Origin of the sequence: Aeromonas sp. Prich7-2 (genome assembly GCF_017939255.1) — a bacterium.
GTDB lineage: Bacteria > Pseudomonadota > Gammaproteobacteria > Enterobacterales > Aeromonadaceae > Aeromonas > Aeromonas caviae.
The window spans coordinates 1-23,029 of the sequence record NZ_JAGKRI010000059.1 but is presented as its reverse complement, the minus strand read 5'-3'; the positions used below and the strand labels follow the sequence as shown (position 1 = coordinate 23,029).

Annotated in this window: 30 protein-coding genes and 2 pseudogenes; 11 read left to right on the top strand and 21 right to left on the bottom strand. The window is 60.2% G+C overall.

Annotated elements, in window-relative coordinates:
* Positions 1 to 179: 179 nt before the first annotated feature.
* From J9892_RS11635 to J9892_RS24615, 10 genes and pseudogenes are all read right to left on the bottom strand, one after another.
* Entirely contained in the window at positions 180 to 737 is a 558-nt protein-coding gene (locus J9892_RS11635; protein WP_003100847.1) for a recombinase family protein, read from the bottom strand.
* Positions 731 to 1,102, bottom strand: a complete 372-nt coding sequence (locus J9892_RS11630) for a hypothetical protein (RefSeq protein ID WP_003100853.1) — start codon at positions 1,100 to 1,102, stop codon at positions 731 to 733. Before J9892_RS11630 ends, J9892_RS11635 begins: the two co-directional genes overlap by 7 nt.
* On the bottom strand, positions 1,099 to 1,599 hold the full coding sequence (locus J9892_RS11625; protein WP_003100856.1) for a hypothetical protein: 501 nt from the start codon (positions 1,597 to 1,599) through the stop codon (positions 1,099 to 1,101). Before J9892_RS11625 ends, J9892_RS11630 begins: the two co-directional genes overlap by 4 nt.
* Positions 1,596 to 1,922, bottom strand: a complete 327-nt coding sequence (locus tag J9892_RS11620; protein ID WP_003100858.1) for a hypothetical protein — start codon at positions 1,920 to 1,922, stop codon at positions 1,596 to 1,598. Before J9892_RS11620 ends, J9892_RS11625 begins: the two co-directional genes overlap by 4 nt.
* A 254-nt stretch (positions 1,923 to 2,176) precedes the next feature.
* Positions 2,177 to 2,533 (bottom strand): cupin domain-containing protein, encoded by a 357-nt coding sequence (locus J9892_RS11615; protein WP_003465043.1) that lies wholly within the window; start codon positions 2,531 to 2,533, stop codon positions 2,177 to 2,179.
* Between the two features lie 236 nt (positions 2,534 to 2,769).
* Positions 2,770 to 3,156 carry a DUF86 domain-containing protein gene (locus tag J9892_RS11610; protein WP_003100872.1) on the bottom strand — a complete coding sequence of 129 codons (387 nt, stop codon included), beginning with the start codon at positions 3,154 to 3,156 and terminating at the stop codon, positions 2,770 to 2,772.
* Positions 3,153 to 3,443, bottom strand: a complete 291-nt coding sequence (locus J9892_RS11605; protein WP_001247892.1) for a nucleotidyltransferase — start codon at positions 3,441 to 3,443, stop codon at positions 3,153 to 3,155. Before J9892_RS11605 ends, J9892_RS11610 begins: the two co-directional genes overlap by 4 nt.
* A gap of 134 nt (positions 3,444 to 3,577) precedes the next feature.
* A complete protein-coding gene (locus J9892_RS11600) occupies positions 3,578 to 4,153 on the bottom strand; it encodes a recombinase family protein (protein ID WP_001173919.1) in 576 nt (191 codons plus the stop codon).
* A gap of 126 nt (positions 4,154 to 4,279) precedes the next feature.
* On the bottom strand, positions 4,280 to 4,528 hold the full coding sequence (locus J9892_RS11595; RefSeq protein WP_012585400.1) for a type II toxin-antitoxin system YafQ family toxin: 249 nt from the start codon (positions 4,526 to 4,528) through the stop codon (positions 4,280 to 4,282).
* A 60-nt stretch (positions 4,529 to 4,588) separates the two neighbouring features.
* Positions 4,589 to 4,708 (bottom strand): annotated as a pseudogene (locus J9892_RS24615) (LysR family transcriptional regulator); the annotation flags it as partial.
* Between the two features lie 599 nt (positions 4,709 to 5,307).
* Between J9892_RS24615 and J9892_RS11585 the strand changes: the two are divergent.
* The gene (locus J9892_RS11585; protein WP_004099027.1) at positions 5,308 to 5,796 is read left to right on the top strand and encodes a DUF417 family protein; all 489 of its coding nucleotides are present in this window, start codon (positions 5,308 to 5,310) and stop codon (positions 5,794 to 5,796) included.
* 557 nt (positions 5,797 to 6,353) lie between these two features.
* The gene (locus J9892_RS11580) at positions 6,354 to 6,848 is read left to right on the top strand and encodes a MarR family winged helix-turn-helix transcriptional regulator (RefSeq protein ID WP_004099028.1); all 495 of its coding nucleotides are present in this window, start codon (positions 6,354 to 6,356) and stop codon (positions 6,846 to 6,848) included.
* Positions 6,849 to 7,244: 396 nt separating this feature from the next.
* Here J9892_RS11580 and J9892_RS11575 read toward each other — a convergent pair whose 3' ends face one another.
* The 3 genes from J9892_RS11575 to J9892_RS11565 are packed head-to-tail and all read right to left on the bottom strand — an operon-like array spanning position 7,245 to position 10,098.
* Positions 7,245 to 8,267 (bottom strand): zinc-binding alcohol dehydrogenase family protein, encoded by a 1,023-nt coding sequence (locus J9892_RS11575; RefSeq protein WP_004099029.1) that lies wholly within the window; start codon positions 8,265 to 8,267, stop codon positions 7,245 to 7,247.
* Between the two features lie 2 nt (positions 8,268 to 8,269).
* Entirely contained in the window at positions 8,270 to 8,833 is a 564-nt protein-coding gene (msrA, locus tag J9892_RS11570; RefSeq protein WP_011191350.1) for a peptide-methionine (S)-S-oxide reductase MsrA, read from the bottom strand.
* Between the two features lie 32 nt (positions 8,834 to 8,865).
* Positions 8,866 to 10,098, bottom strand: coding sequence for an alpha/beta fold hydrolase (locus tag J9892_RS11565; RefSeq protein ID WP_130627541.1), 1,233 nt, complete (start codon positions 10,096 to 10,098; stop codon positions 8,866 to 8,868).
* A 231-nt stretch (positions 10,099 to 10,329) separates the two neighbouring features.
* Between J9892_RS11565 and J9892_RS11560 the strand changes: the two genes are divergently transcribed.
* The 8 genes from J9892_RS11560 to J9892_RS11525 all read left to right on the top strand — a co-directional run bounded on the left by J9892_RS11560 (position 10,330) and on the right by J9892_RS11525 (position 15,852).
* The gene (locus J9892_RS11560) at positions 10,330 to 11,205 is read left to right on the top strand and encodes a LysR family transcriptional regulator (protein ID WP_011191349.1); all 876 of its coding nucleotides are present in this window, start codon (positions 10,330 to 10,332) and stop codon (positions 11,203 to 11,205) included.
* A gap of 146 nt (positions 11,206 to 11,351) precedes the next feature.
* On the top strand, positions 11,352 to 11,795 hold the full coding sequence (gene msrB / locus J9892_RS11555) for a peptide-methionine (R)-S-oxide reductase MsrB (protein ID WP_047685449.1): 444 nt from the start codon (positions 11,352 to 11,354) through the stop codon (positions 11,793 to 11,795).
* Between the two features lies 1 nt (position 11,796).
* Positions 11,797 to 12,336 (top strand): peptide-methionine (S)-S-oxide reductase MsrA, encoded by a 540-nt coding sequence (gene msrA, locus J9892_RS11550; RefSeq protein ID WP_023294902.1) that lies wholly within the window; start codon positions 11,797 to 11,799, stop codon positions 12,334 to 12,336.
* A 137-nt stretch (positions 12,337 to 12,473) separates the two neighbouring features.
* Complete coding sequence (locus tag J9892_RS11545) at positions 12,474 to 13,178, top strand: glutathione S-transferase N-terminal domain-containing protein (protein WP_004099038.1); 705 nt, start codon at positions 12,474 to 12,476, stop codon at positions 13,176 to 13,178.
* The gene (locus J9892_RS11540; RefSeq protein ID WP_018716208.1) at positions 13,175 to 14,143 is read left to right on the top strand and encodes a magnesium and cobalt transport protein CorA; all 969 of its coding nucleotides are present in this window, start codon (positions 13,175 to 13,177) and stop codon (positions 14,141 to 14,143) included. Before J9892_RS11545 ends, J9892_RS11540 begins: the two co-directional genes overlap by 4 nt.
* A gap of 91 nt (positions 14,144 to 14,234) precedes the next feature.
* Positions 14,235 to 14,807, top strand: coding sequence for a hypothetical protein (locus J9892_RS11535; RefSeq protein WP_004099040.1), 573 nt, complete (start codon positions 14,235 to 14,237; stop codon positions 14,805 to 14,807).
* 87 nt (positions 14,808 to 14,894) lie between these two features.
* A complete protein-coding gene (locus tag J9892_RS11530; RefSeq protein WP_004099042.1) occupies positions 14,895 to 15,344 on the top strand; it encodes a hypothetical protein in 450 nt (149 codons plus the stop codon).
* 79 nt (positions 15,345 to 15,423) lie between these two features.
* Complete coding sequence (locus J9892_RS11525; RefSeq protein ID WP_018429625.1) at positions 15,424 to 15,852, top strand: RidA family protein; 429 nt, start codon at positions 15,424 to 15,426, stop codon at positions 15,850 to 15,852.
* 30 nt (positions 15,853 to 15,882) lie between these two features.
* Here the strand turns inward: J9892_RS11525 and J9892_RS11520 are convergent, their stop codons facing one another.
* The 8 genes from J9892_RS11520 to J9892_RS11485 all read right to left on the bottom strand — a co-directional run bounded on the left by J9892_RS11520 (position 15,883) and on the right by J9892_RS11485 (position 22,715).
* The gene (locus J9892_RS11520; protein ID WP_004357638.1) at positions 15,883 to 17,154 is read right to left on the bottom strand and encodes an MFS transporter; all 1,272 of its coding nucleotides are present in this window, start codon (positions 17,152 to 17,154) and stop codon (positions 15,883 to 15,885) included.
* The gene (locus J9892_RS11515; protein ID WP_004357637.1) at positions 17,142 to 17,654 is read right to left on the bottom strand and encodes a DM13 domain-containing protein; all 513 of its coding nucleotides are present in this window, start codon (positions 17,652 to 17,654) and stop codon (positions 17,142 to 17,144) included. Before J9892_RS11515 ends, J9892_RS11520 begins: the two co-directional genes overlap by 13 nt.
* 3 nt (positions 17,655 to 17,657) lie before the next feature.
* Positions 17,658 to 18,128 (bottom strand): hypothetical protein, encoded by a 471-nt coding sequence (locus J9892_RS11510; RefSeq protein ID WP_011191345.1) that lies wholly within the window; start codon positions 18,126 to 18,128, stop codon positions 17,658 to 17,660.
* A 151-nt stretch (positions 18,129 to 18,279) separates the two neighbouring features.
* The gene (locus J9892_RS11505; RefSeq protein ID WP_011191344.1) at positions 18,280 to 18,570 is read right to left on the bottom strand and encodes a DUF1330 domain-containing protein; all 291 of its coding nucleotides are present in this window, start codon (positions 18,568 to 18,570) and stop codon (positions 18,280 to 18,282) included.
* Between the two features lie 62 nt (positions 18,571 to 18,632).
* Entirely contained in the window at positions 18,633 to 19,064 is a 432-nt protein-coding gene (locus tag J9892_RS11500) for a heme-binding protein (RefSeq protein ID WP_004357630.1), read from the bottom strand.
* A gap of 73 nt (positions 19,065 to 19,137) precedes the next feature.
* Positions 19,138 to 20,148, bottom strand: a complete 1,011-nt coding sequence (locus J9892_RS11495) for a zinc-binding alcohol dehydrogenase family protein (RefSeq protein ID WP_210538366.1) — start codon at positions 20,146 to 20,148, stop codon at positions 19,138 to 19,140.
* A 609-nt stretch (positions 20,149 to 20,757) separates the two neighbouring features.
* A complete protein-coding gene (locus J9892_RS11490) occupies positions 20,758 to 22,026 on the bottom strand; it encodes an IS4-like element ISApu1 family transposase (protein ID WP_011191342.1) in 1,269 nt (422 codons plus the stop codon).
* Between the two features lie 317 nt (positions 22,027 to 22,343).
* The gene (locus tag J9892_RS11485) at positions 22,344 to 22,715 is read right to left on the bottom strand and encodes a hypothetical protein (protein ID WP_004099020.1); all 372 of its coding nucleotides are present in this window, start codon (positions 22,713 to 22,715) and stop codon (positions 22,344 to 22,346) included.
* 156 nt (positions 22,716 to 22,871) lie between these two features.
* On the opposite strand from J9892_RS11485, the pseudogene J9892_RS11480 reads away from it, so the two are divergent.
* A pseudogene (locus J9892_RS11480) lies at positions 22,872 to 23,029 on the top strand (IS4 family transposase); the annotation flags it as partial.

The following is a 23,029-nucleotide window of genomic DNA, read 5'->3' as shown; positions in this document are numbered from 1 at the left end:
AAGTTCTCGCCGACCAGGTGCAGGTGGTCGAAGCCTTCCGGCCGGGCCAGCAGCTCGGCCTCGCTGACGCTCTCGGTGAACTCGTCCCAGGGAATCACCGCCTCGATGGCGGCATAGGGGTCGCTGCCGCTTTCCTTCGCTTCCAGGGGGTCGTCTCAGAAAACGGAAAATAAAGCACGCTAAGCGTGCGTGGAGGCTGGCACCCAGCGGTACAGCGTCGGAATGGACACGCCGAGGTTCTTGGCCACGTCCTTGGGCGGCACCCCGCTGGCCAGCAGCTTCTTGGCCGACTCGATCTTGCTGTCGGTCATCTTCGGCTTGCGGCCGCCTTTGCGGCCGAGCTGCTTGGCGACTTCCAGCCCGGCGCGGGTGCGCTCGACGGTCAGCTCGCGCTCCATTTCGGCAAGGCTCGCCATGACGTGGAAGAAGAACCGCCCGGATGGTGTGCCGGTGTCGATGGAGTCGGTGAGGCTCCTGAACTGGACACCGTGCTTGTGCAGATCGCCGACCAGATCGACCAGTTGCTTGACCGACCGGCCCAGCCGGTCGAGCTTCCAGACGACCAAAGTATCGCCTTCGCGCAGCATTTCGAGCGTCTTGGCCAAGCCAGGCCGGTCTGCCCGCGTGCCACTCACCTTGTCCTCGAAGACCTTTTTACATCCGGCCTTGCTCAAGGCTTCGCGTTGCAGCTCCAGGTTCTGATCCTGCGTCGAGACGCGCGCATAGCCAATCAACATGGCTTGTCTCGCGCCCGGTCGATGCGTTCCTGCATCGCCTGCATCACTTCTTCGTGGGTGTACGATCTGGCGTTGGCGTCGGTGGCTTGCCGCAGGGCTTCCTCAACCTCGCGCGTCATCCGCTCGTAATCCTCCGGCCACAGCGCTTGCTCCATGCGCAGCGACGCCTGACCCAGCAGGTGCAGCAGGCTGAACAGCCGCATGTCGTTGGTGGCGACGATGCGCTCCCGAATCTGCTCCTGAATAGCTTCGCTAGCCCGATGCGCTTGTGGTGTGGCAGTCCCCTCGTAGTCAGCGGGGAATTCCGCTTCCTCGGCAATCCTTGCCCAGGCGCTGGCCAGCGCCTCGATGGTTGACGTGCTCATTTCCGCCGCTCCTGTGCTCTTTGGCGAATCAACCGGCCAAGGGGCCTCGACGCGAAAACCAGCAGCATCACGCCTATCGGATACCAGGTCGAGAAGACCACCAAGGCATCGAAGGCTGGCCGTCCGGTGTTGGTAGGCAGTACGGCGGTCACAGCCATCAACCCGCCGACCGTCCAGATGATGCGCCACACGTAGGGCATCACGCGGGGCACGTAGCCGTCATCGAAAGCGGTCTGGTAGTAGCGGCGCAGGCCGCGCTCGGCAAGCGCCTGGCGCTGCCGCTCCGACAGCGCATCCGTCCGGCCATACCAGCGCCGGAATGGTGGACAGCGCAGCAGCAAAGGGGTGAAGAGGATCATCACCGCCACGATCGCGACACCCCACGCCATGACGGCGCCGGCATCGGGCCGCTTGGCGTTCTCGATCACGGGCGCGAAGACGCCCGGAGCACCGATCATCCAGAACAGCGCAATGTGCTGATGGAAGGAGAGCTTCATTTGCTCATCCACTTGCGCAGCAGGCGCTTTTTCAGGGAGGCGCGTTCTTGCGGGTTGCGTCCCTTGTGATTGGCGATGCGATCCGCCGTGGCGGCCTGGCGCTTGACGGGCCAGTAGGAGCGGCCATCCTTGCCCATCGACCAGACGCTGCTGGCCTGGTTTTCCAGCAGGGGCAGATGGGCGCTCAGGGCTTCGGGCGACGCGCTGGTCAGCGCCGTGCGCTCACGGGTGCGCCAGCGCTGATGCCAGAGCTTCTTGTCCTCGCGCTCGCTGCCGCAGGTCGTGTGCCCGACGATGGGTGTTTTGCGGCGGCTGCGGCTCATAACGTAGTGGTCTCCAAGAACATTCAGGACTGATCCCAGGCGTCGATGGTCAAGACCTGATCGGCAGGACAGGCGGCTACGCGGTCGGGAACTGGATGGTGTTCAGTCTCATGCCGACCCCATTCGATTGATCGCGTCGCTTGCGGCACGCTGCGACGCAAGGAGGTTTGCGACCTGGTTTAGCAGCCGTGTCCGCTGCATGTCTGTTACCTATCTCCCCGACCGCTCATTGGACCAACTCCAGAGATTGGGCTCTATCGCTCAGCCAATACGAAACCGGCATTGGCTGATGCCACAACCGAGACGAACACAAATGGCTCGGTACCTGTATTTCGCGCCCCGTGCACTTGGCCCGGTCTTGCCACGGCTATCTCACCTTCCCTGAGGGCACGAACAATCCCATTGCCCTGAAAGTAATCAGCCATTCCCGACAAAACAGTCCACGTGTCTTGGCCGTGAGGATGAATGTGAGCCGCAATTTCCTGCCCGGGATGGACATGCCAAACCACGATAATTGAGTCTCGGGTTTCAAGCACAACGGAACGAATAGGCTCGCCTTCGGACGGCTGAACATACTCGGCTACAGAAAATATTCTCGATTCAACAGTCATCGGAGATCCCTCTTTCACAGTGCCCCCAGACAGGCTGGATATGAGTTCTAACTCGAATTTGAACGGGAGGCTGGTCGTGCGGTCGTGCAGTTGCCGATGAGCGTGTCGGCTGCTGCCTCCTTGCCCACCAGCGAACTCACGTCCGTTGCGGCCATCCAGAAGGTCTTGCCCGAGCGCGGCTCATAGGTCGCGGGATCGAACACGCCAGAGGGGCCGAACATCGGCGGCTTGATTGGTCATGGCTCCATGCCTTTGTCGTTACGGTCTTCATCGTCGGCATCCTGACGCACGGCGGGCAATTGCTGGAGCAACGCCGGCAGCCATTCCTGTACCGTCTCCCACACCACATCGAGGTTGATGTCGAAATAGCCGTGAGCCATGCGATTACGCATATTGCGCATGCTGCGCCACGGCACGTCGGCATGCGCCTGGGTGAACTCGACGTAGCCATCCATCACCTTTGTGGCCGCCTCGCCGATGACGATCAGGCTCATGATGACGGCCTGCTGGGTGCGCTTGTCGGCCAAGAAGTCGTCCTTGGCCATCCCTTCCACGAAGCTGCGCGCATCGGTTGCGGCCTGCTGAATGTGGTCGAGGTAATCGGGCAGGCGGTTCTCGCTCATATCGGTTGCGCCTCCGCGAGCACCTTGGCCCGGAACTTCGGCGGCAGGTCGCCGGGAGTCAGCAGATCGACGTCAACGCCGAGCAGCGATTTCAGTTCTTCTTCCAAATCGCCCAAGTCCAACAACGTGGCACCGGGCAGCGCATCGACCAACAGGTCGAGGTCGCTGCCATCCCGGTCGGTGCCATGCAGCACCGAGCCGAAGACGCGCGGGTTCGCGGCGCGAAAGCGGCCTACCGCTTCACGCACTGCGCTTCGCTTCATGTCAAGCACAACAGACGGTCGCATGCGCATCCTTTCTTATCGAAACTCGTTGAGATGATATGCAATCAAGAATAGAATTTCAAGAACTATTTTCGAGAATCGCAATGCCTTGATTCCCGTGCCGCGCTGTCGTTTTCAGAAGGCGACTGCACGAAATATCAGGAGTCGGCTGCACTGCCAGAACTGGCCGCCTGCAAGGCAGCGTAGAGAGCGGTTTTTCCTACCTTGAGGCGTGCGGCGGCCTCGCGGACATTCAAGCCGTTGGCGACAAGCTCCCGCGCTCGTTGCAACTTGTCGGCAGTGACAACCGGCTTGCGTCCGCCTTTGCGCCCGCGTGCGGCGGCAGCGGTCAACCCGGCCTTGGTGCGCTCGCGGATCAGGTCGCGCTCGAACTGGCCCAGCGCACCGAACACATGGAAGATGAGCCGTCCGCCCGGCGTGGTGGTGTCGATGTTTTCAGTCAACGAGCGGAAGCCGACGCCCCGTGCTTCCAGCTTGCCGACCGTCTCAATCAGGTGCGGCAGGGAGCGGCCAAGCCGATCCAGCCGCCAGACGACCAGCACATCGCCATCGCGCAGATAAGCCAGCGCATCGGCCAAGCCGGGCCGGTCTGCCTTGGCCCCGGATGCCGTGTCCTCGAAAACCCGTTCGCAGCCTGCATTGCGCAGCGCATCCGTCTGCAAGGCGGTGTCCTGTTCCGCCGTCGATACCCGCGCATAGCCGATGAGTGCCATTTCCGCCCATTTGTCCGTTATACCGTCCGCCTATCTTATTGTCCGTCATCCCGTTGCGCAAGATGTTTTCGGACAGGCGTCCGGTTTGGCCGCCTAATGATCGTTTGGCGGACAAGGCGACTGGCATCAGCCGAACAGCTCGCTATGGGAGCCAAGCCGCGCCAGTCGCAGGGTGTCGGCGTCGGACTTGCGGTAGATCAGCAGCAGGTCGGGCTTGATGTGGCATTCGCGGTAGCCCGCCCAATCGCCGGAAAGATCGTGGTCGCGGTATCGCACATCCAGGGGCTGATCGGTCGCCAGCGCGACCAGAACCGGCTTGAGGTCATCATTCGTGCAGCGGACTCCTGATACTGTTCGTTCAATAGACGACTGCACAACAGCCTTCAAACCGCGTTGTCTGGTGCAGTCGTCTTCTGAAAATGACAACAGCTGCACACGTCGGCTGACGGTGGATTGCGATATCGATAGGCGCTCCGCCGCTCGGCGGAAGCTGCCGGCCTCGGCGACCTGAACGGCGTACTTCAGGTATCGGAGATCAAGAGTCAGGTCGGGCATGAGACCCGTCCGATCATACCGGCGGTCTCATCGGCGAACCGCCTGCGCCCGGTGAGCGGCACCCATGCACGTCCACTTTCATCGAGCCCACCCCCGCTAGCGCCTGGGGAACGAGCACGTCCGTTGATCTCAGATGTGGAATCCGAGCTGAGCCCCTCAATGAGCATGACCATGTCCGAATCTGTCATAGATGCATGCGGCGGTCATACATTTTCACACGCTTGAAGTCTATGCGCGAAGCATATATTCTTGCGGTATGGAGCCTGAGGTCGCCAAGTACCATTTAGGTGCACTCGCGTTGGCCGTTGCAGACAGCATCGCCAGTGTCTCGGCCTCGTTTTCACCAAGCGGCCCGGGGACCGCCGTGATGGTGTTACTCAGCATGGAGCCCGGACTGCCGATCAGCGTTTTGGCTACCTCGATCGGGCTTTCTCATGCCGGGACGGTGCGATTGATCGAGTGAGGCAGCGAAGCGCGAGCCAGCCGCTCGACATATCTCGCTTATTAGTATATGCGTCGCGCATATACTGCAACGCCTGCCCGAAGCACGTAGACGACGTTCGTGACGTTCCCACGGGACCACTGTTGAGGAATTTTAGATGAGCATTTTCGACCGTTATGAATTTCTTGTCCCCGAGCACGGTCGGAGGGATCTTGGCCTGCTTAGATGGGCTCTCGTGATCGTATTTCTGTGGTTCGGCGCGATGAAGTTCACAGCGTACGAGGCCTATGGTATCGCCCCGTTTATCGAACACAGCCCGATCATGAATTGGCTCGGCATGTTCGGGACGCAGGGGCAAAGCTATTTCATCGGCGTTATCGAGTTATCGACCGGTCTCGTTCTGATCCTTGGTGCATTTCGTCCACTCTTCTCTGCGCTAGGCGCACTAATGTCAGCAGCGACCTATCTGATCACGCTGACCTTTTTCATCACCACTCCAGGTGTCGCGGAGCAGACTGCCGGCGGCTTTCCTGCGATTTCGGCTGCACCAGGGCAGTTTCTACTGAAGGACGCAGTTCTGCTAGCGGCGTCCCTCGTGCTGCTGCGTGCTTCGGTCCGCCACAGAGGGGCGCTTGTGCTCTCGTGACTGTGGTCCTCTCGTGACGGCGGGCGTGCAAATCCTGCAGAACCTCCGCGGGGCATGGATGCTCCGTCGCGATATCGAGCCCGGAGGCGCTCAGCTGCATGGCGACGCGGTCTTCGCCCGTTTCGCCGCAATCCCCGACGTCGTGGAGCACGGACTGTTCCTCAATGGGATTGATACAATCGTGATCGCGCGCGGTGACACGATGGAAGTGCGACGCCGGGGGCAAGCTAGGTCTCGCTGATCTGCACCTGCGCGGCCTGGATGACAGCGCTGACGCGGAGTGATTCTCGGGCGCGACCTACGGCGATTCCGAGCGAAAAGGCTTGCCCTATAGCCGCCAGGTATCAACGGTTCCGCGGCCTTAACGAGCCGGACCCGTTTTTTTCGGCGCGCTCGATCAGTCGAAATCCTCCGAAACCCTTCTAAAACAGGACATTTTCCACAAGCCGCGCGGAGGAAGAGGACCACGGTATGGCTTGCTGTCTATGCTCCGCGCACATATAGATGTGGCAATGGATGGACCTCGAGATCGAAACATTTTCGGGGCGTTCGCACTCATGATCAGCGACGACATCGTTCGCGCTAGTTCATCGCGGGCGCCGGAAGCTGGACCCGCCGCCTCAGCGCTGGCGTTGCTCGCGCACAAGCCCGGGCTCTCGATCCGTATGCTTGCGATCGGGGTGGGCCTTTCACATGCTGGAACTGTTCGCCTGGTGGATAGATTGGTAAGCGAGGGATTGATCGAGCGTAGGGAGCATTCGACAGACGGGCGCGCGCGATCCCTCTATCTTACTCCAACTGGCAAGGTCGCGAGCGACGAGGTCCTGGCCTCGCGCGATCAAGTGATTGCCGAAGGGCTATCGATCCTTAATCCAGACGAACTGAAAACCTTATCGGACATCGCTGAACGCGTTCTCCGAAATCGCTTGGAAAACCTCGAGCAGTCATACCGCATCTGCCGCTTGTGCTGCTACGAGGGCTGCACGAACTGCCCCGTCGATGCCGAATTGCATGAGCGAGGTGTGGACCGCGAGAAGAACGACGACGCGTAGGAGACTCGCAATTGCGGCAGCTCAACGCTGCTCAGATGGCGGGGCTTCATAATGTCAGCGAGCCTACCATCAGCCGCATTCTTTTGGCTACGCGTCAAGCCGGCCGATCGGGCATGGCGGTCTCATTCTAATATGTCGGTGATCGCCCCACTTTTAGCCGCTCAATTGATCGGAACGCGGTTTCGGAAGCGGCCGTTCAAACCACTCGCTGCATTCCCATTTCTCTATGTCCGATAGGTAGTTTCGGGGAAAAGCAGTCGGGAACAGGTTTCGGGAACGCATGCTCCGGCAGGAGCGCAGCGCGCGTCCCAAACGCGTTTTCCCGGTAGAGCTTCCCAATCGGCAAAGTGCGGGCCACCTCAGACTGCGAACGCGAAAAACCGCCTGGCTGGTCACTCAAGGCAGGGTAACGACGATTTTCGCTGCGGATACACCCGCCTTCAGGGCTTCCAAGGCAGCCTGGAGCATTTCAAGGCCCTGGCCCACGATCTTCGCCGGAGGGGCGGGGACGAACGTGCGCGCCGCGAGAGCCTGCGGCAGGAATTCGCGGTAGATCATTGGACCAACCTCGTCATCCTTGAGGCTCGTCCCGGAGATGTGCGTCGCCTCGACTCCAAATGAACGCTCGTCGGGCGGGGCCAGCGTCGCTGCCACCCGGCGCGAGCCCTCGCATCTCGCAACTACGGCAAAACAGTCTTTCATGTGACCGGTCGCGTGAAGCGTTCCAGCGAGACTGCGCCCGCGCATTGCCTCAATCACGTCTTCCACGATGGCTGGACTCGAGTGGTCAAGAACCTCGCTTGCACCCAGCTCCTTCAACAGGCCGACGTTGCGCGCCGAAGCGGTGGCGACGCACCTGTAGCCCGACGCCACCGCGAGCTGGATGGCGTTGCAGCCAACGCTCGACGATCCACCCCAGACCAGAACGACCTCTGGACGCGCGGTCGGCGAGTGTAACGGTGGCGCGAGAGCCAACTGTGTCCGTCCGTAGAGCCCGCTTGCGGCGGTGCCAAGGCCAAGCGGGAGGACTGCCGCATCAGCGAAGGCAATGTTGTTGGGGATCGGCGCCGCCATGTGGTCCAGCACGATCGTGTGGTGCTGGAACGCACCCTGCGCAGGTTGATTTACGGTTGTCCCGACCGCCTGTCCGATGACTCGATCGCCGACCTTGAACCGCTCGACCGCGCCACCGACCGCCGCGACCTCACCGGAGACGTCGCTGCCGAGAATCGCGGGATAGTCGAGCCATGGCAAAAGCGCGACGTCCTGCAGAATCCAGTCGAGTGGGTTGATCGCGATGGCCGCGTTGCGGATCAATATCTCGTTCGCCGCCAGATGCGGCAGAGCGGTGACACCGATCCTCAGTGGCTGCCCCGGCGCTTTCTGCCAGGCGGCCTGATTAGTCACGGTTTCGGTCATCATCAACTCTTTCTGTCAAGTATTACAGCTGGGCGTTCGTCTGAGCGGTCCAACCGCCAGGTCGGGCGCACGAAGTGGCAGCTATAGCCCCCAGGATAGCGCACCAGGTATTCTTGGTGCTCTGGCTCCGCCTCCCAAAAGGGTTCTTCTGGGTTGATCTCCGACACGACCGGGCCTGGCCAGCTTCCTGATGCCTCGATTTCCGCGATGGTTGTGAGGGCGACTTCCTTCTGCACTTCGGTGGTGTAGAAAATCGCCGATCGATAGCTCGGACCGACATCGCTGCCTTGTTGCTCGTAGGTCGTGGGGTCATGTATCTGGAAGAAGAGTTCCAAGAGCGAGCGATAGGCGAGAACGGAAGGGTCGAAGGTCACTTCCACTGCTTCCGCATGGCCGTAATGTCTCGCGTAGGTCGGATCAGGCATTTCTCCGCCTGTGTAACCGACACGCGTCGAAATGACTCCCCTGGCTCGGCGCAGCAAATCCTCCATGCCCCAGAAGCAGCCGCCTGCGAGAATTGCTCGCTCTGTCGCGGCCGCCCTATTGCCGGTAGGCGATTGGCTCACAGTCCGTTCGCCCTCCTCCGTGTGCGCCACGGTCAAGCCAGCCTCGCGGGATCCGCAGCCTGACTGGCGCTCAAGAGCTCGGTCTGCACGTCCGAACCCCGGATGAGACTCAGATCGACGGGACACCGATCAGCGATCGCGAGGATCCGAGCGCGCTGATCATCACTCAGCGGCCCATCGAGGACAATGGTGCGGGTGAACCGGTCGGGTGGCATCATGTCCGGCACCTTCTCGTGCTGCACGGTCGTGCTCGCCCGTTCGAGCGGAAAGCCCTTGCGGTTCGCATAGAGACGCATCGTCATCACCGTGCAGGCTGCGAGGCCGGCAGATACGAGCTCGTAGGGAGATAGTCCGGTCCCGAGGCCACCGACCGATGCTGGCTCGTCGGCGAACAGAGTGTGCTCGCCGCTGCGGACCTTGAGCTGGAACGTCCCTGCAAGAGTTTCGGTGGCGACGACGCCCTCCGCAACCTCGACCTGCGGAAGATCCGCCGTGAGTGGTGGGAGAAAGCGGCTCGCCCAAACCGCCACCATGGCCGCAGCGTAGTTCGCGTCCGCGACGTCGGTGAGAAGGTGATCCGCGTTGTCGAGCGAGATGAAGCTTTTAGGGTGCCTGGACGCGACGAAGATGCGCGACGCGTGGTCGATGCCGACCACCTGATCCAGCGGAGAGTGCATGACCAGCACCGGCCGTCGCAGGGAGGCAATGGCCTTCTCGACGTCGATCCCCTCAACCGCCTCAAGGAACCCTCGGCGAATGAGGAAGGGCCTACCGGCGATCTCCACCGAGGCCTCGCCCTCGCTCGCGATGGTGTCCAGATCATTCGGTCCGAAGAGCCGCAAGATATGCTGAAGGTCGGCCGGCGCACCAATCGTCGCCACCGCCGCAACGTCAGGCAACTCGGCCGCGGCTACGATCGCAGCGGTGCCACCCAGGCTGTGCCCGACAAGGAGGGAGGGTGACATACCCGCCGCCGCCATCGCCTTTGCGGCAGCCCTAAGGTCCTCGACGTCCGACGCGAAACTCACAGGTTCCCCCGACCCACCGCTGATCCCGGTTCCGGCGAAATCGAACCTCAAGACCCCGATGCCCGCACGCGACAGCGCGCGCGAGATGTAAACGGCGGCGCGACTGTCTTTCCCGCAGGTGAAGCAGTGGGCGAAGATCGCCCAGCCCCGCGGCGTTCCCTCTGGCGGTTCGAGGTGCCCGGACAGCTGAGAGCCAGCTCCACTCGCAAACGTGAATGTTGTTTCTGCCATGTCCATCAAACCTCCAGCTCGCGGCTTGGCGGTTGCGCTCTCAGAACCTTCGACGGAGCTGAGCGGAGCGCACCGCCAACCGGTAATCGTCATCTCAGGCTATCATTTATATGTCTGGCGCATCATATAGACAAGCCCCTATACCATGATTATATGCGCCAAGCATACTTCTGCGACCTGCTTTCCAAAGGCGGTCTCACGGAAGAGGTATCAGTCAGGCGCGTGGGCCAAAGGACTATGGAACTCAATCAAGTCAGCTATTTCATCAACTTGGCCGAGACGCTGAATTTCACAGCGGCCGCTCGCTTGAGCGGTGTGTCACAGCCAAGTCTGACCCGCGCGATCCGCCGCTTGGAAGATGAGCTTGGCGGGCCGCTGATCTATCGCGACGGGAAGAACAGCCGCCTGACTGGCCTTGGCCATGACGTCGAGGCAGAATTCCGGCGCATGGTGGTCGCGATGAAGAGCGTTCGCAATCACTCGGAGCACTGGGCGATGGGGGGGCACCGCGTGCTGGATGTCGCCGTCGCGCCCACCGTCGGACCAAAGGAATTTACGGCATTCTTCGAGAGCGCATTGGCGGAGATGCCATCCATCGAAATCAAGCTGCACTCGCTCCAGTCGAACGAGGACACATCGGAGGTGCTTTCAGGAAAATACCACGCGTGCATCATGCCGCGTGAAACAAGACCGGAACGCAAGCTGGATGTGCATCCTCTATTTCGGGAGCGCTTCGTGCTCGGCTGTTCTGCAAACCATCCCTTGGCTGCCAACGAGATCGTGCGCGGCGAAGACCTGCTCGAGTTTCCTTTCGTCGATCGCCTGAAATGCGAGTTTCGCGATCGGATCCTCGATCACTTCGCGCGACGGGACTTGCTCATGCGACCTCGCTTTCGATCAGATCGCGAGGACTGGGTGCAACGGGTCGTCGCTGACGGCCACGCCATATGCATTCTTCCGGAACGATCGCCGACCGTGCAAGGCCTCGTCACTCGGCCGATCGACGGATTTGTCTTGGAGCGCGAAGTCGTGATCGCGACAGTATCCGGCTCCACGGCAACGGTCGAGATACGGAACATCGCGCAGCTGGCAGCCCGGTATGAGTGGAACTGAATCACGACGTGAAGAGCTTCGGCGCTATGGAAACTATACGCGCAGCGTATTGGATAAATCTGGGGCGCACTGCTATAGTCGGCGCAATGACTGCAAAGATAAATGACAGTGTGTCGAGCTCTCTAGATTAATTATTGGAGACTATCATGAAGTTTGAGAAGTCACAGGCAGCAGTTGACCGCCTGACCCCCGAGCAACGCCGGATTACCCAGGATTCGGGGACCGAAAGGCCCTTCACGGGCGAGTACAACGACAACAAGGAGCCTGGCATCTACGTCGACATAGTGTCGGGAGAGCCACTGTTCGCTTCGACGGACAAGTTCGATTCGGGTACTGGCTGGCCCAGCTTCACCAAGCCGATCGTTTCGGCAAACGTGAAGGAGGTGCGGGACAGCGCACACGGCATGGTCCGGACGGAGGTCAGGTCAGTACACGCAGACAGTCATCTCGGCCATGTGTTCCCCGATGGTCCTTCCGACCGCGGCGGTCTGCGGTACTGCATCAACTCAGCGTCCCTTCGCTTCATCCCGCGCGACGAGATGGAGTCCGAGGGATACGGTGAATATCTCGATCAAGTAGAGGAGGCTTAACATGCATCAGCGCGCTGTTCTCGCAGGAGGATGTTTCTGGGGCATGCAGGATCTGATCCGCAAGCGGCCCGGCATCATCTCGACCCGTGTGGGTTACACGGGCGGCGATATTCCGAACGCCACGTATCGTAATCACGGCACGCATGCCGAGGGGATCGAGATTGTCTTCGACCCGACAGTGACGAGCTACCGGAACATCCTGGAATTCTTCTTCCAGATCCACGATCCGACGACGCTGAACCGCCAGGGCAATGATCGTGGGCTCTCCTACCGGTCGGGCATCTATTATGTCGACGAGGAGCAGAAGCGCGTCGCCGAGGATACGATCGCCGATGTGGATGCCTCGGGGCTGTGGGATGGCAAAGTGGTGACCGAGGTCCAGCCGGTCGGCGAGTTCTGGGAGGCCGAGCCCGATCACCAGGATTATCTGGAGAAGCACCCGGGCGGCTACACCTGCCACTTCGTCCGTCCCGGCTGGGTGCTTCCGAAGCGCCAAAAGGTTGACGACGTACAGCCAGCGGCCGGGACCGCGGCGGAATAGGCTTCACTGCCGTTGCCACTGCGCCGGTCCGGTCCGCAATCTTCGTGACCGCGTCGTTCAGCGACGCGGTCATCGAACCCTACTTCAGAGTGACGGCTCGTTCCAGTCAGCCGCCGTCGCAGTGCCAGGATCCAGATATGACAGACCTCTCCTCCTTTCCCATCACGCAGCGCTGGCCAGCATCTTATCCGGATCGCTTGCAACTATACGCGGCCCCCACGCCCAACGGCGTCAAGGTCTCGATGATGCTGGAGGAGACTGGCCTGCCGTATGAGCCCCACTTCGTCGACATCTCGAACAACGAGTCGAAGGATCCAGCGTTCGTGTCGTTGAATCCCAACGGCCGCATACCCGCGATCATCGATCCGGCTGGCCCTGACGGCCAGCCCATTGGCATATGGGAAACCGGTGCGATCCTCATCTATCTGGCCGACAAGACGGGGCAGCTCATCTCAACAACACCCGCCCAGCGGTACGAGACTCTGGCCTGGGTGTTCTTTCAGGTGTCGGGCGTTGGGCCGACCTTCGGACAGCTAGGCTTTTTCCTGCGATTTGCCGGCAAGGACTATGAGGACAAGCGACCTCGGCAGCGCTTTGTTGATGAATCCAGGCGTCTTCTCGGGGTCCTGGATCACCGGCTGGAGGGCCGCGAATGGATTGTCGATGATTACTCGATCGCGGACATTGCGACGTTTGGCTGGGTGAATGCGCTGGTCGAATTCTACGCAGCGGGCGACATCCTCGGCCTAAGCAGCTATTCGAACGTGCAGGCATGGCTCGAACGCGGGCTGGCGCGACCGGCTGTACAGCGTGGCCTGCGAATTCCTGCGAGGCCTGCATGACCATTATCGCCGCATATTATTACAACGAAGGTAAGCGAGTCCGTGAAATCAGGCTCGATGAGCACGTCGAACTAAACGAGAATCGCTCGGGCTTCTGCTGGATCGCGCTTAGCGAGCCCACCGCAGACGAACTCAGCGCGATCCAGACGACGTATAACCTCCATCCTTTGGCGATCGACAACGCCATGCACCCGCTGTGCCCGCCCAAGCTCGAGGTCTACAACGATGAGTTGTACGTCGTCGCCCAGACCGCCGAGCTGGTCGGCGACCGGATCAGCTACGGCAAGATGGCGATCTTCACCGGTCACAATCACCTTATCACCGTGCGGCACGGCAATGCCGGAGCGCTGGGCAAACTTCGGGAGCAACTCGAGGCATCGCCGACGCAGTTCGGCAAGGGTGTCGACTATGTGCTGCACGCGATCTTGCACCGAGTGGTCGACCAGTATCTGCCCATCTTCGAAATGATCGAGGACGACGTCCTGGCGATGGAGCGACGGTCGCTGCACGATTTCCTCGGGCCAGAAGAGGTGGCGCGAATCTTCGAACTAAGGTCCGAACTCACGCGGTTCAAGCGCACGCTCGGGGCTATGGCCGAGCTGGTGCGAAAGCTCGTTCGCGGCCACTTTCCCTGCCTCAGCGCCGAAATGACACCATATTTCCACGACGTCGCGGACCATGTCCACCGCGTGCAGTCCATGGTCGACGGCCTCCTGCTTGTCCTGTCCACGGTCTTCGAGGCCAGCAGCCTTCTGGAAGCGCAAAGGATCGGTGTGGTCACTCGCCAGCTCGCGGCCTGGGCGGCGATCTTGGCGGTCCCGACGGCGATCGCCGGAATATATGGCATGAACTTCAAGCACATGCCGGAACTGGACACGCCATATGGCTACTTCGTCGTGCTCGGAGTGATAGCGGTGTTCTGCCTTCTCCTATTCATGCGCTTCAAGAAGGCCAAGTGGCTATGAGTAACGCACTTCGCGAGCTTCTCCGTCCGCCGAGTCACAGCGCGCTTTGTGCGCGAGCGTGTCCAATCCAGTTCAAGATGAAGGTGCTTCCATGACCTCCCAGGTGACCGACGTTCTAGAAGCAGTCCAGTCATTCATCGCCAAAGGCTATGACCGCGAATACCGCGTCAAGGACGGCAATCTCGTCGATCTCGAACTAGGGTCAACCCTCGATGCATGCAGCATTCGCGTCGATGCGGCGTTGCGCCTCGAGAGCGGGGACGACGGCGAAGATGCCTCCAACATCTACGCGATCACCGATCCGGCGACAGAGCATAAAGGCCTGTTGATCGACGCCTTCGACGTGTTCCACGAAATCTGCCCCCGCGACTTGTCCGAGCGCCTTGTGGCGCATCGGGAAACAGCACCGGCAGGTGACCAGGACGCGCCGAGCAAGCACGGACTACGGAAAGTCTACAAGAGCGAGTTTCACAGCGATCCCGAGCGTTACGTTCTGCGCGAGGGCTTTCCAGACTTCCCGCCATGCCCTTTCGGCCAATCCTTCAGCATCCTCGGCTTCGATACCGCCGAGCAGGAATATGTCTGGCTCGTCACGAGCATCATTCGAGATCCTCGGCTGATCAGGGTTCCATACCAGGGCGAAGACGTCATCAGCGACGAATAGCGGTGTCGCTTAGCCGGAAAGGCTGGCCTTCCTGGCCCACACATCTGCAGGCTGAACTTTAAGAACATCGAAAATTAGGAGGTGATTATGGACTGGAACAAGGACCACATACGAGAAACTATGCTCTTGCTGGAGACAGCAGCGTTGCACAGCGCTCGCGAAAACTACCTGGACTATGTCTCTACCGCTCGGCTCGATCGGAGCGAACCGATCGAAAACGACGAACTAGCTCAGGCCGAGGTCGCGAGCGACTTCGCTGAAGCGCTCGATGACACGCTCCATGACTACGCCAATAAACTCGAAAAGCTCAGGACGATCGATTTCGGCCCCAAGTTGGCCGTCAACGAAGGCGCTGTCGTCAAGCTGTCCGGCCGCCACTTTGTGATCGCGGTGTCAACGAGCAAGTTTACCTGTCAGGGGCGTGAGCTCATGGGCATTTCCACGATGGCGCCGATCTTCGAAGCGATCGAGGGTGCCCGAGCCGGGGAGACCGTGCAGTTCAACGGCCGGGACCTCACCGTAGAAGACGTGGAATAAAGCCCTCCACCGCAGCCGGCGCGCTAGTGCCGAACGCCCTGCATCTCTTTCTGCATGCATACGGTCACTTGCAGCCGCGTTGACCTGGCTCATCAAAGGCAAACTCATGACAACACCTTCATTCTTCATCACCCCCGGATACGGGACGCGCCTGCATGACGCGCTTCATTATTCTCAGGCAATGCGCATTGGTGACCGCGTGGAGATCTCCGGACAGGGCGGATGGAACGACGATCTCGTCATTCCGGAGTCGATTGAGGAAGAGATCGAGCAGGCGTTCAAGAACGTGGAACGGACGCTCGCGACCGCCGGAGCACGCTGGCCGCATGTGGTCCACGTCAATTCCTATCACGTCGGTGGATTCCCTCCCGTGATCAACGAAACAATGGCCAAGCTGTATCGCCACTACATGCCCGACCGCGCTCCAATCTGGACGCAGTTGGGAATCGAAGCGCTGGGGCTTCCAACCATGCGTATCGAAATTCGCGTAACAGCTATCATCGCCTGACCCCGCGGTTCGTGCAGGCGCCGTGCCGCGCTAATCCCGCACGCCCTGCGCCCGCTTCTCCATGCATATCATCGTATCGAGAGATCCGGTTATCATCGGCGTGCTCGGAGAACGGGGGGCCGCCTTGGCCTGGTTGGCGCGCCTCGGCTGCCTGCGGGCGATGGCCAGCACTGCCAGGAGCGTGAGCAACGCCGCCGCATAAAGGAACAGGCCGCCAGGGCCGACGATATTCATTGCAGCTGCTCCTATTAGGGGGCCAGCGGCTGTCCCGATCCCGTTGAGCAACAGAAGCCCGCGCGCGGTGCCGAGTAGCCGACCGGCCGGAAGATCGTCGTTTGCGACGGCGAGACACAACGAATAAATCGGGATGCCAAAGCCGCCGAACAGCGCACCTGCCGCAAGGAGCAGCGGCAGAGGCGCTTCCACCGCCAACGCTACGCCGATGGCAGACGCTGCGGACGCCAGCGCCGCACCGGCGATGACAAGATTCCGGGGCACTCGATCCGAAAGCCAACCGAGTGGCCAATGGAAGGCGAGCGTTCCACCAAGAACCGCAGCCATGAAGGCGGAGATACCGCCCACATCGAGGCCGATGCTCTGGGCGAAGTTCGCGCCCATGCCCCAGAAACCACCGATAGCCAGGCCGGCCAGGAAAGCGCCAGCCGCAGCGAGAGGTGATACGAGGACGAGGTCCCTGAACGCGACCCATTCCTGTTCCACCTGGGCCGGCGGATGACTGGGCAGCAAGGTGATCGGAACCACCGCCGCTGATATCAGCAGCGACACGATGAGGAACAATGTCACGTCGGCGGGCGGTGCGATGTTGAGTAACGCCTGCCCGATTGCCCATGAGCCCATAGAGACAACTCCGAATATCGACAGGAGCTGCCCGCGTGTGGATGGCAATGCGTGGGCGTTGAGCCAACTCTCCGTTGCGAGGATCATGCCCGCGTAGGCGAAGCCGGTAATCAGGCGAAGCGGCATCCAGGCGATCGGCTCCACGAACGCCACATGGAGAAGGGCGGTCATCGAGGCAATGGCCGCGAAGCCGGCGAAGGTTCTGACATGTCCCACGGAGACGATGATCGGTGGCAACACGAGCGCGCCGATCGTGAAACCCGCGAAATAGAAGGACATCATCGCGCTGATCGCGCCGGTCGAGAACCCCTTATGGCCGGCTCTCACGATCAGGAGCGTGCTCAGCAGGCCATTGCCCAGCAGCAGAGCGGCGACGCTCAGCAGCAGCGCCGCCACCGGCGCGAGAACGAGGCCGCGCTTGCCCGCCGACCTCATGGTATCCATCGCCGGGCTCGTTCTCGGGCCTGACTTGAGGGTTGATACTCTGCCGCACTGATGAACTGGTCGAATGCTTCGCACCAGATGACGACCGTGTTGTAGTCACGGACATCGATGCCGGCAGGCACCTCGACGATGAAGCCGTTGAACGTCTTCACATCGCCCACGCGGACTGATCTGTCCTTGATTAGGAGAAAGGCCTCCTTCGTGTCGACGAAACGTGGTGCGAGGTAGAGCTTGTAGTCGGGACCAGGGGCGAGGCGCCCGATATGGGCGATACGGTCGCGCGAGACCCGGATCTCGCCTTCCCCCCAGTGAAGCAGGTCGCTGCCTTTGAGATCGCGGGCCAGACGCCCTGCGTAGAGCGTCTCGGCTGAGATGGTCCGCAAGGCCGCCGCGTCCGGGGCCTGGGGGGCGGTCAGGATCGGCAGCGTGTAGACACCGCCCGCGAAGCCCATGGCGAGCATCGCGAGATGGGTGGCAATCAGGATGACCCAGCGCCGCATCGGTTACACCAGCTCCAGTCCCTTCACGAGCTGATCGGCGTCGAGATGGAAGTCCGAGAATACGATGCGGCCGCCAGCGTCCATCACGGAGAACCAGGGCGTTCCCCGCGTGCGGTAGTCCTCCATGAAGGTGGGAAGCGTCGCGCCGGCAGGTGGCTCGTCCTGACCGAACGCGACAGGAAGCGCATACTTGAGCTGGTTCACGCGCAGCTTCTCGAAGGTGTTCTCATCCGCTCCTTCGAAGACGGTCTGGATCACCGCGAAGCCCACGCCCTTGGCGCTCAATGCACCATGCAACCTTTGTAGCGTCGGAAATCCATGCAAATGGCAGCCACGGCACCAGTGCTGGAAGGCGAAGAGGACTTTCGGGCCGGTGCCGAGATCCGACAGCTTGAGCGGCGCGATGCTTTCTCCATCCGCGCCAATCCATCTCTGCACCCGCAGCTCGGGGGCTTGTCGTTCGTCGACGCTCATCTGATCCTCCAATTCCGATGCAGAAGTCCGATGAGTGGTCGCGTGTGGCGATGGCACGCGAACCTCACCGCCTTGATCCCCTACAGGTTGTAGGATGCGAGTTCGCCGACCGATACCTCGTGGCCAGCCCCGCCGTTCTTCCGTCGGTGTGTCACCGCCGCCCCTCAATGACAAAGGCGCGATAGCGGGAACCGGCAAAACGGTGCGCAGCGATGGTTTGGTAGGCGGGGCTATGATACCAATCACGGGCGGCCTGCATCGTCGGGAACCGCAAAATTACGGCCCCTTCGACGGGCGGCCCCTCCAAATGCTCCATCGCGCCATAAGCGGCGAGAAAGGTTACGTCGTGGCCATCGAACGATGGGCCGACGCCTGCAGAATAGGTTGCGAGTTCTTCCGGATCGGTGGTTTCTTCGCGGGTGAAGACGACGAACGCTTCCATCTTAAAGTCTTTCATAAGGTCGCATCTGCAGGCCACCGCCGCTGGCGATGGCCTTAAAGTCGTCAGGCTGGCAGCTCGAACCCGATTTTCGTGAGTGCCTCGACGCACGCATCCTGATCCTGCTGATAGTTGCCTCCGGAGATGCCGATCCCGCCGATCAACTTCCCGTCTTCCAGGATCGGATAGCCTCCGCCGACAGCGACCATCCGGGGGCGATAGGCCAGCGGCGCCACTTTTGGATCGTTCGAAACATAGTCGTTCCAGACATGGGTGGGGTACCCAAACGAGGCGGAACTCCAAGCCTTGTCGATGGCAACATCGACGGTGAGAAACGGCGCGTCATCAGTGCGCTCGAACGCGCGCAGGTTACCGGTGGCGTCGACGACGGCGACCGCAGCCGGGATGCCGATTGTACGTGCCGCGGCGATCGCCGCGTCGATGAGGGCGACGGCGGTTTCGCGGTTGATCGAGGCGGTGGCAATGGATTTCGTCATGAAATTTCCTTCGCCGTGGCGTAATCCGTCCGGCGTTCTTGAGGTTAGAAAAGACGTTCGGCGGTGGCAGTCATCAGAAGCCTTCGAGGACAATCTTGCCTCTTGCCGCGCCACTTTCGATCAGTGCGTGCACCGTCTTCAGATTGGCGGCATTAATTGGCGACAATTTTTCGGTTAGCGTCGTGCGAATTTTGCCGTCGTCCACCAGCACCGCCAGCGAATTGAGGATCTTGCCCTGCTCATCCATGTCGGGCGTGCCGTAGAGCGACCGTGTGAACATCAGCTCGTGGTGGATCGACACTGCCTTGCGCTTGAACAGCATGACGTCGAGCGCCTTGGGATCGTCGATGAATCCGAACCGTCCTTGCGGGGCGATCAGTTCGGCGATGTCGGATGCATGCTGCTCGGTATGCGTGGTCGAGAACACGAAAGCGGGAGCGCCGATGTTGAGCTCGGCAATCTGTGGCGCGAGCGGCCGAGAGTGGTCGATGACATGATGAGCCCCAAGCCCTTTAACCCACTCCTGGGTTTCCGGCCGAGAGGCGGTGGAGATGACGATGAGATCCGTGCGCTGTCGAGCGATCTGGATGGCGATCGACCCGACCCCACCCGCACCACCGATGATGAGGATCGCCGCCGCCCCGGGAACGGGCTTCGTCACGTCCAGGCGATCGAACATGGCTTCCCAGGCCGTCAACGTCGTGAGTGGCAGCGCCGCCGCTTCCGCCCAGTCGAGCGACGCGGGTTTACGACCGACGATCCGGGCGTCGACGAGATGGAACTCCGCATTGGTGCCAGGCCTTATGAGCGATCCGGCATAATAGACCTCGTCGCCTACCGCGAACTGCGTCACGTCGGGGCCGACCTCTTGCACGATCCCGGCCGCATCCCATCCCAGCACTTTCCAATCGCCATCAGCGGGCGGCGTGCTGCTGCGGATTTTGTAGTCGACCGGGTTGACCGAGACAGCCTTCACCTCAACCAGGATATCGCCTCCTTCAGCGACAGGCCGAGGCAGATCAATGTCGACCAGAGCGGCGTCCTCGGCGATGGGTCCCGGAACCTTGTAACCAACGGCTTTCATCGGTGTCTCCAGCTTGCTGTATCCTGAAGTCTTATCGATCAGATCGAAATTTCTTCCGAAATATACTCAGGATTTAAAGATTTCGCGTGTCAGACTATGAAGGTATGCGCGCAACATATCCAATAGCGGTACGACATAGTTTCCATACCTCGGAGCCGGATTCAGAAGTTTATCGAAAATAGCGGTTTATTGCTGTTCGGCGGGTGAGCATCCGGATGGAGGCGATAAGCGCCCAAGCGGTTGAGGAGTCGACCTCTCAGCGGTCGCGTTGGCAGGGGCGATCTCGCCCGCCGGTCTCACACCAACGTTGGCAAGCGACGGCGTCCGCTCGAAATCCGCTGACGGGGATACGCCTGCAATGCCGATTCGAAGCTATCGAAACTATAGCTACAGGGTATTGGGAAATCATACTGGACTGACGCTATAGTCTTCACGCATAACCACGACTCAAAATGGTCCAACACTTTTCTCTACGCTAATAGGGGAGCCCGCAGAATTCGGAAAAAATCGTACGCTAAGGTTTTCCGGGCATCCGTAAGGGCCGAAACTTCCCGTCTTCCAGTCTGCGGCTCTGCCGCCAGACGTAATCGCCGGTTCATGTACAGGACCTTAAGCGGCGAGTCCATTTAAAACGCCTTCCAAGGTCCTGTTCTGTATCGACTTTCTCTGCTTGGTTCGGCAGGCGTTCTTGGCCAAATAATCGGCAGCCCATTCCAATCTTTCCCTTATTTCTGTCAGCGCCCTATGGGCCACTGCTTCCAATAGCGGTAGCCACCACGTCGCACTGTTCTTCGACGCTTTCAGCATCGATAGCGCCCCACTCATCACACTCTGCGCGACCCGTCTCTTCATCACCAGCGACAGCAGGCTCGTCCACACCAACCCCTCGGCAATCGCTTTCTCGCCCGTCACAAACCCCTTGAGCCGGTTGTGCGATTTCCACTCTTTAAATAACAACTCCACCTGCCAACGGCAGCGATACAGGCTCATCACCTGCTCTGCTGACCATGCTGCTCGCGGTAGGTTCGTCATCCACAGACAGAACCGCTTTTCCTCAGCAAACCAGCGCCGGATCAACCGGTACTCGACCTGGCCGGACTTCACCACCATATCCAGTACCTCGGCCCGACAGCGTCGCCGTCCGGCCTCTCTCAGAGATAGTCCCGCCAGCTTGGGTACTTCCCGTCCATCACCGCGCCAGGCTTGGATTATCTTGGGGTTCAGGCTTTTCGTGCCGCGCACCAGATAAAATCCGCCAGCGTCGTTCACCTGCTCAAACCAAGCCCTGTCAATGTAACCTGCGTCAGCCAGCAGCAGGCAGTTGGTCAGCGTGTGGGCTTCAGGCAGAAATTGCCGTTCCCCTGCGGTATCGGCAGACACACTCATGCACAACGGGCTCTGCTCCGACAGTGACATGGTCATATGGCACTCGATAGCTGCCGGACTGATGGTCTTGAACCGGCCGGGAAAATCAGCAGCAAGGCGCCGATGCACCGCAAAGGAGGTGCCATCGTGCAGTAACACCTGCTTGAACGCGCCGAGGGAGGCTGCTTTGAGTTGATGGTCGATACGCAAGGCGATGGCCCGCTCGACCAGGGCTTTCATAAACAGGGCAAAGCTCTCTTTGCGCAGCTGATTGTGAAACGGTTTGTAAGAAACCTGATGGGTGTTTACCAGTTGCAAGGCATTGAAATGGCGGTGTAAACCGGCAATGTCATTGACCTGGTCGCCTCCCATGGCCCGCAGCAGTGCAGGTACGAGCATGGCTGGGGTAATGGCACGCTGACGCAGACAAAACTTGCAGAGCCGAGCAATGCGCTCGAGTGCGGCGGGAGCCAAGAGTTGCTCCAGATAGTAATTAGCGTTGATAATAGTCATAGGCTTCGCGCGTGTTGATTTTGTTTGGCGATAAAATCAGATCACAAACGAAGCCTTTTTTATATCTATTTCAATTGGTTGCCGCTAAAGATCCTGTACATGAGTGAGGGTTATGGTGGCTATATGCTGGATATTGCTATTCAGATGACAGCCATATGGGGAAGATTACAGGCGCCTGAAATAACAGCAGAGTATGGAGTGACTACCACGGCTGGAGGTTGGCACGGGCTGATCCCCTCTCCCTTTGGGAGAGGGTTAGGGTGAGGGGAGCTGGCTGACCGGGTGTAGCAACCAGGCGGCATTACACCGCTGAATCTTCAGTTATTGAAATTCCACGCGATCGGCAGTTCGACGTCGAAGATAAGTGCATCCCCGTCGAGGCGAAAGGCCAGGCTGGTCTGGTGCTGGTCGTATTCGTTGATAATCAGGCAGCTCTCGGCGAAGTTGGACTCGTAGTTGATATGGGCCACTCCTTCACGGCCGTCAGCGAGTTCGATGCTGAGCACCCGCAGCGGGTTCTCCTGACTGAGGTTGACCCGGGTGTCCCCCACGTCCACCAGCCGTTCCAGCAGAGGGAAGAAATCTTGTCTGTGGGTCGTTATGGCCTGGGTGATGGCCTGCTCCAGCTCAGCCTGGGTGGCGAAGGGGCCGCCGAGTGGGTAGCGGGTCTGGATCCTTTCCTGAGTCATTGCGTTTCCTCCTGAACTGAGATGTGGCAACAGTTTGGCCGCTGCAGTGACCTGTCATGTACAGGATCTTTAGCTACAACCAATTGAAATAGATAGAAAAAAGGCTTCGTTTGTGATCTGATTTAATCGCAAAAAAAAACCGACACGCCCGAAGCCATGACTATTATAAATGCAACCCAGTACCTCAAGCAACTTCTTAGCTCTTCTGAACTCAACCGGATCGGTAAATTTACCGGTTTTTGTCAGCGACTCCGGGATATCCAGCCTGCGAGACTACTCCCGGCTCTGCTCTCAGGGCTTGGTTGCGACAAGGT

Bases quoted from the DNA above. Each gene is read 5' to 3' on its own strand.
- J9892_RS11635 (WP_003100847.1), bottom strand. From the start codon at position 737: ATGTTGATTGGCTATGCGCGCGTCTCGACGCAGGATCAGAACCTGGAG.
- J9892_RS11630 (WP_003100853.1), bottom strand. From the start codon at position 1,102: ATGAGCACGTCAACCATCGAGGCGCTGGCCAGCGCCTGGGCAAGGATT.
- J9892_RS11625 (WP_003100856.1), bottom strand. From the start codon at position 1,599: ATGAAGCTCTCCTTCCATCAGCACATTGCGCTGTTCTGGATGATCGGT.
- J9892_RS11620 (WP_003100858.1), bottom strand. From the start codon at position 1,922: ATGAGCCGCAGCCGCCGCAAAACACCCATCGTCGGGCACACGACCTGC.
- J9892_RS11615 (WP_003465043.1), bottom strand. From the start codon at position 2,533: ATGACTGTTGAATCGAGAATATTTTCTGTAGCCGAGTATGTTCAGCCG.
- J9892_RS11610 (WP_003100872.1), bottom strand. From the start codon at position 3,156: ATGAGCGAGAACCGCCTGCCCGATTACCTCGACCACATTCAGCAGGCC.
- J9892_RS11605 (WP_001247892.1), bottom strand. From the start codon at position 3,443: ATGCGACCGTCTGTTGTGCTTGACATGAAGCGAAGCGCAGTGCGTGAA.
- J9892_RS11600 (WP_001173919.1), bottom strand. From the start codon at position 4,153: ATGGCACTCATCGGCTATGCGCGGGTATCGACGGCGGAACAGGACACC.
- J9892_RS11585 (WP_004099027.1), top strand. From the start codon at position 5,308: ATGAGCATTTTCGACCGTTATGAATTTCTTGTCCCCGAGCACGGTCGG.
- J9892_RS11580 (WP_004099028.1), top strand. From the start codon at position 6,354: ATGATCAGCGACGACATCGTTCGCGCTAGTTCATCGCGGGCGCCGGAA.
- J9892_RS11575 (WP_004099029.1), bottom strand. From the start codon at position 8,267: ATGACCGAAACCGTGACTAATCAGGCCGCCTGGCAGAAAGCGCCGGGG.
- J9892_RS11565 (WP_130627541.1), bottom strand. From the start codon at position 10,098: ATGGACATGGCAGAAACAACATTCACGTTTGCGAGTGGAGCTGGCTCT.
- J9892_RS11560 (WP_011191349.1), top strand. From the start codon at position 10,330: ATGGAACTCAATCAAGTCAGCTATTTCATCAACTTGGCCGAGACGCTG.
- msrB (WP_047685449.1), top strand. From the start codon at position 11,352: ATGAAGTTTGAGAAGTCACAGGCAGCAGTTGACCGCCTGACCCCCGAG.
- msrA (WP_023294902.1), top strand. From the start codon at position 11,797: ATGCATCAGCGCGCTGTTCTCGCAGGAGGATGTTTCTGGGGCATGCAG.
- J9892_RS11545 (WP_004099038.1), top strand. From the start codon at position 12,474: ATGACAGACCTCTCCTCCTTTCCCATCACGCAGCGCTGGCCAGCATCT.
- J9892_RS11540 (WP_018716208.1), top strand. From the start codon at position 13,175: ATGACCATTATCGCCGCATATTATTACAACGAAGGTAAGCGAGTCCGT.
- J9892_RS11535 (WP_004099040.1), top strand. From the start codon at position 14,235: ATGACCTCCCAGGTGACCGACGTTCTAGAAGCAGTCCAGTCATTCATC.
- J9892_RS11530 (WP_004099042.1), top strand. From the start codon at position 14,895: ATGGACTGGAACAAGGACCACATACGAGAAACTATGCTCTTGCTGGAG.
- J9892_RS11520 (WP_004357638.1), bottom strand. From the start codon at position 17,154: ATGGATACCATGAGGTCGGCGGGCAAGCGCGGCCTCGTTCTCGCGCCG.
- J9892_RS11515 (WP_004357637.1), bottom strand. From the start codon at position 17,654: ATGCGGCGCTGGGTCATCCTGATTGCCACCCATCTCGCGATGCTCGCC.
- J9892_RS11510 (WP_011191345.1), bottom strand. From the start codon at position 18,128: ATGAGCGTCGACGAACGACAAGCCCCCGAGCTGCGGGTGCAGAGATGG.
- J9892_RS11505 (WP_011191344.1), bottom strand. From the start codon at position 18,570: ATGGAAGCGTTCGTCGTCTTCACCCGCGAAGAAACCACCGATCCGGAA.
- J9892_RS11500 (WP_004357630.1), bottom strand. From the start codon at position 19,064: ATGACGAAATCCATTGCCACCGCCTCGATCAACCGCGAAACCGCCGTC.
- J9892_RS11495 (WP_210538366.1), bottom strand. From the start codon at position 20,148: ATGAAAGCCGTTGGTTACAAGGTTCCGGGACCCATCGCCGAGGACGCC.
- J9892_RS11490 (WP_011191342.1), bottom strand. From the start codon at position 22,026: ATGACTATTATCAACGCTAATTACTATCTGGAGCAACTCTTGGCTCCC.
- J9892_RS11485 (WP_004099020.1), bottom strand. From the start codon at position 22,715: ATGACTCAGGAAAGGATCCAGACCCGCTACCCACTCGGCGGCCCCTTC.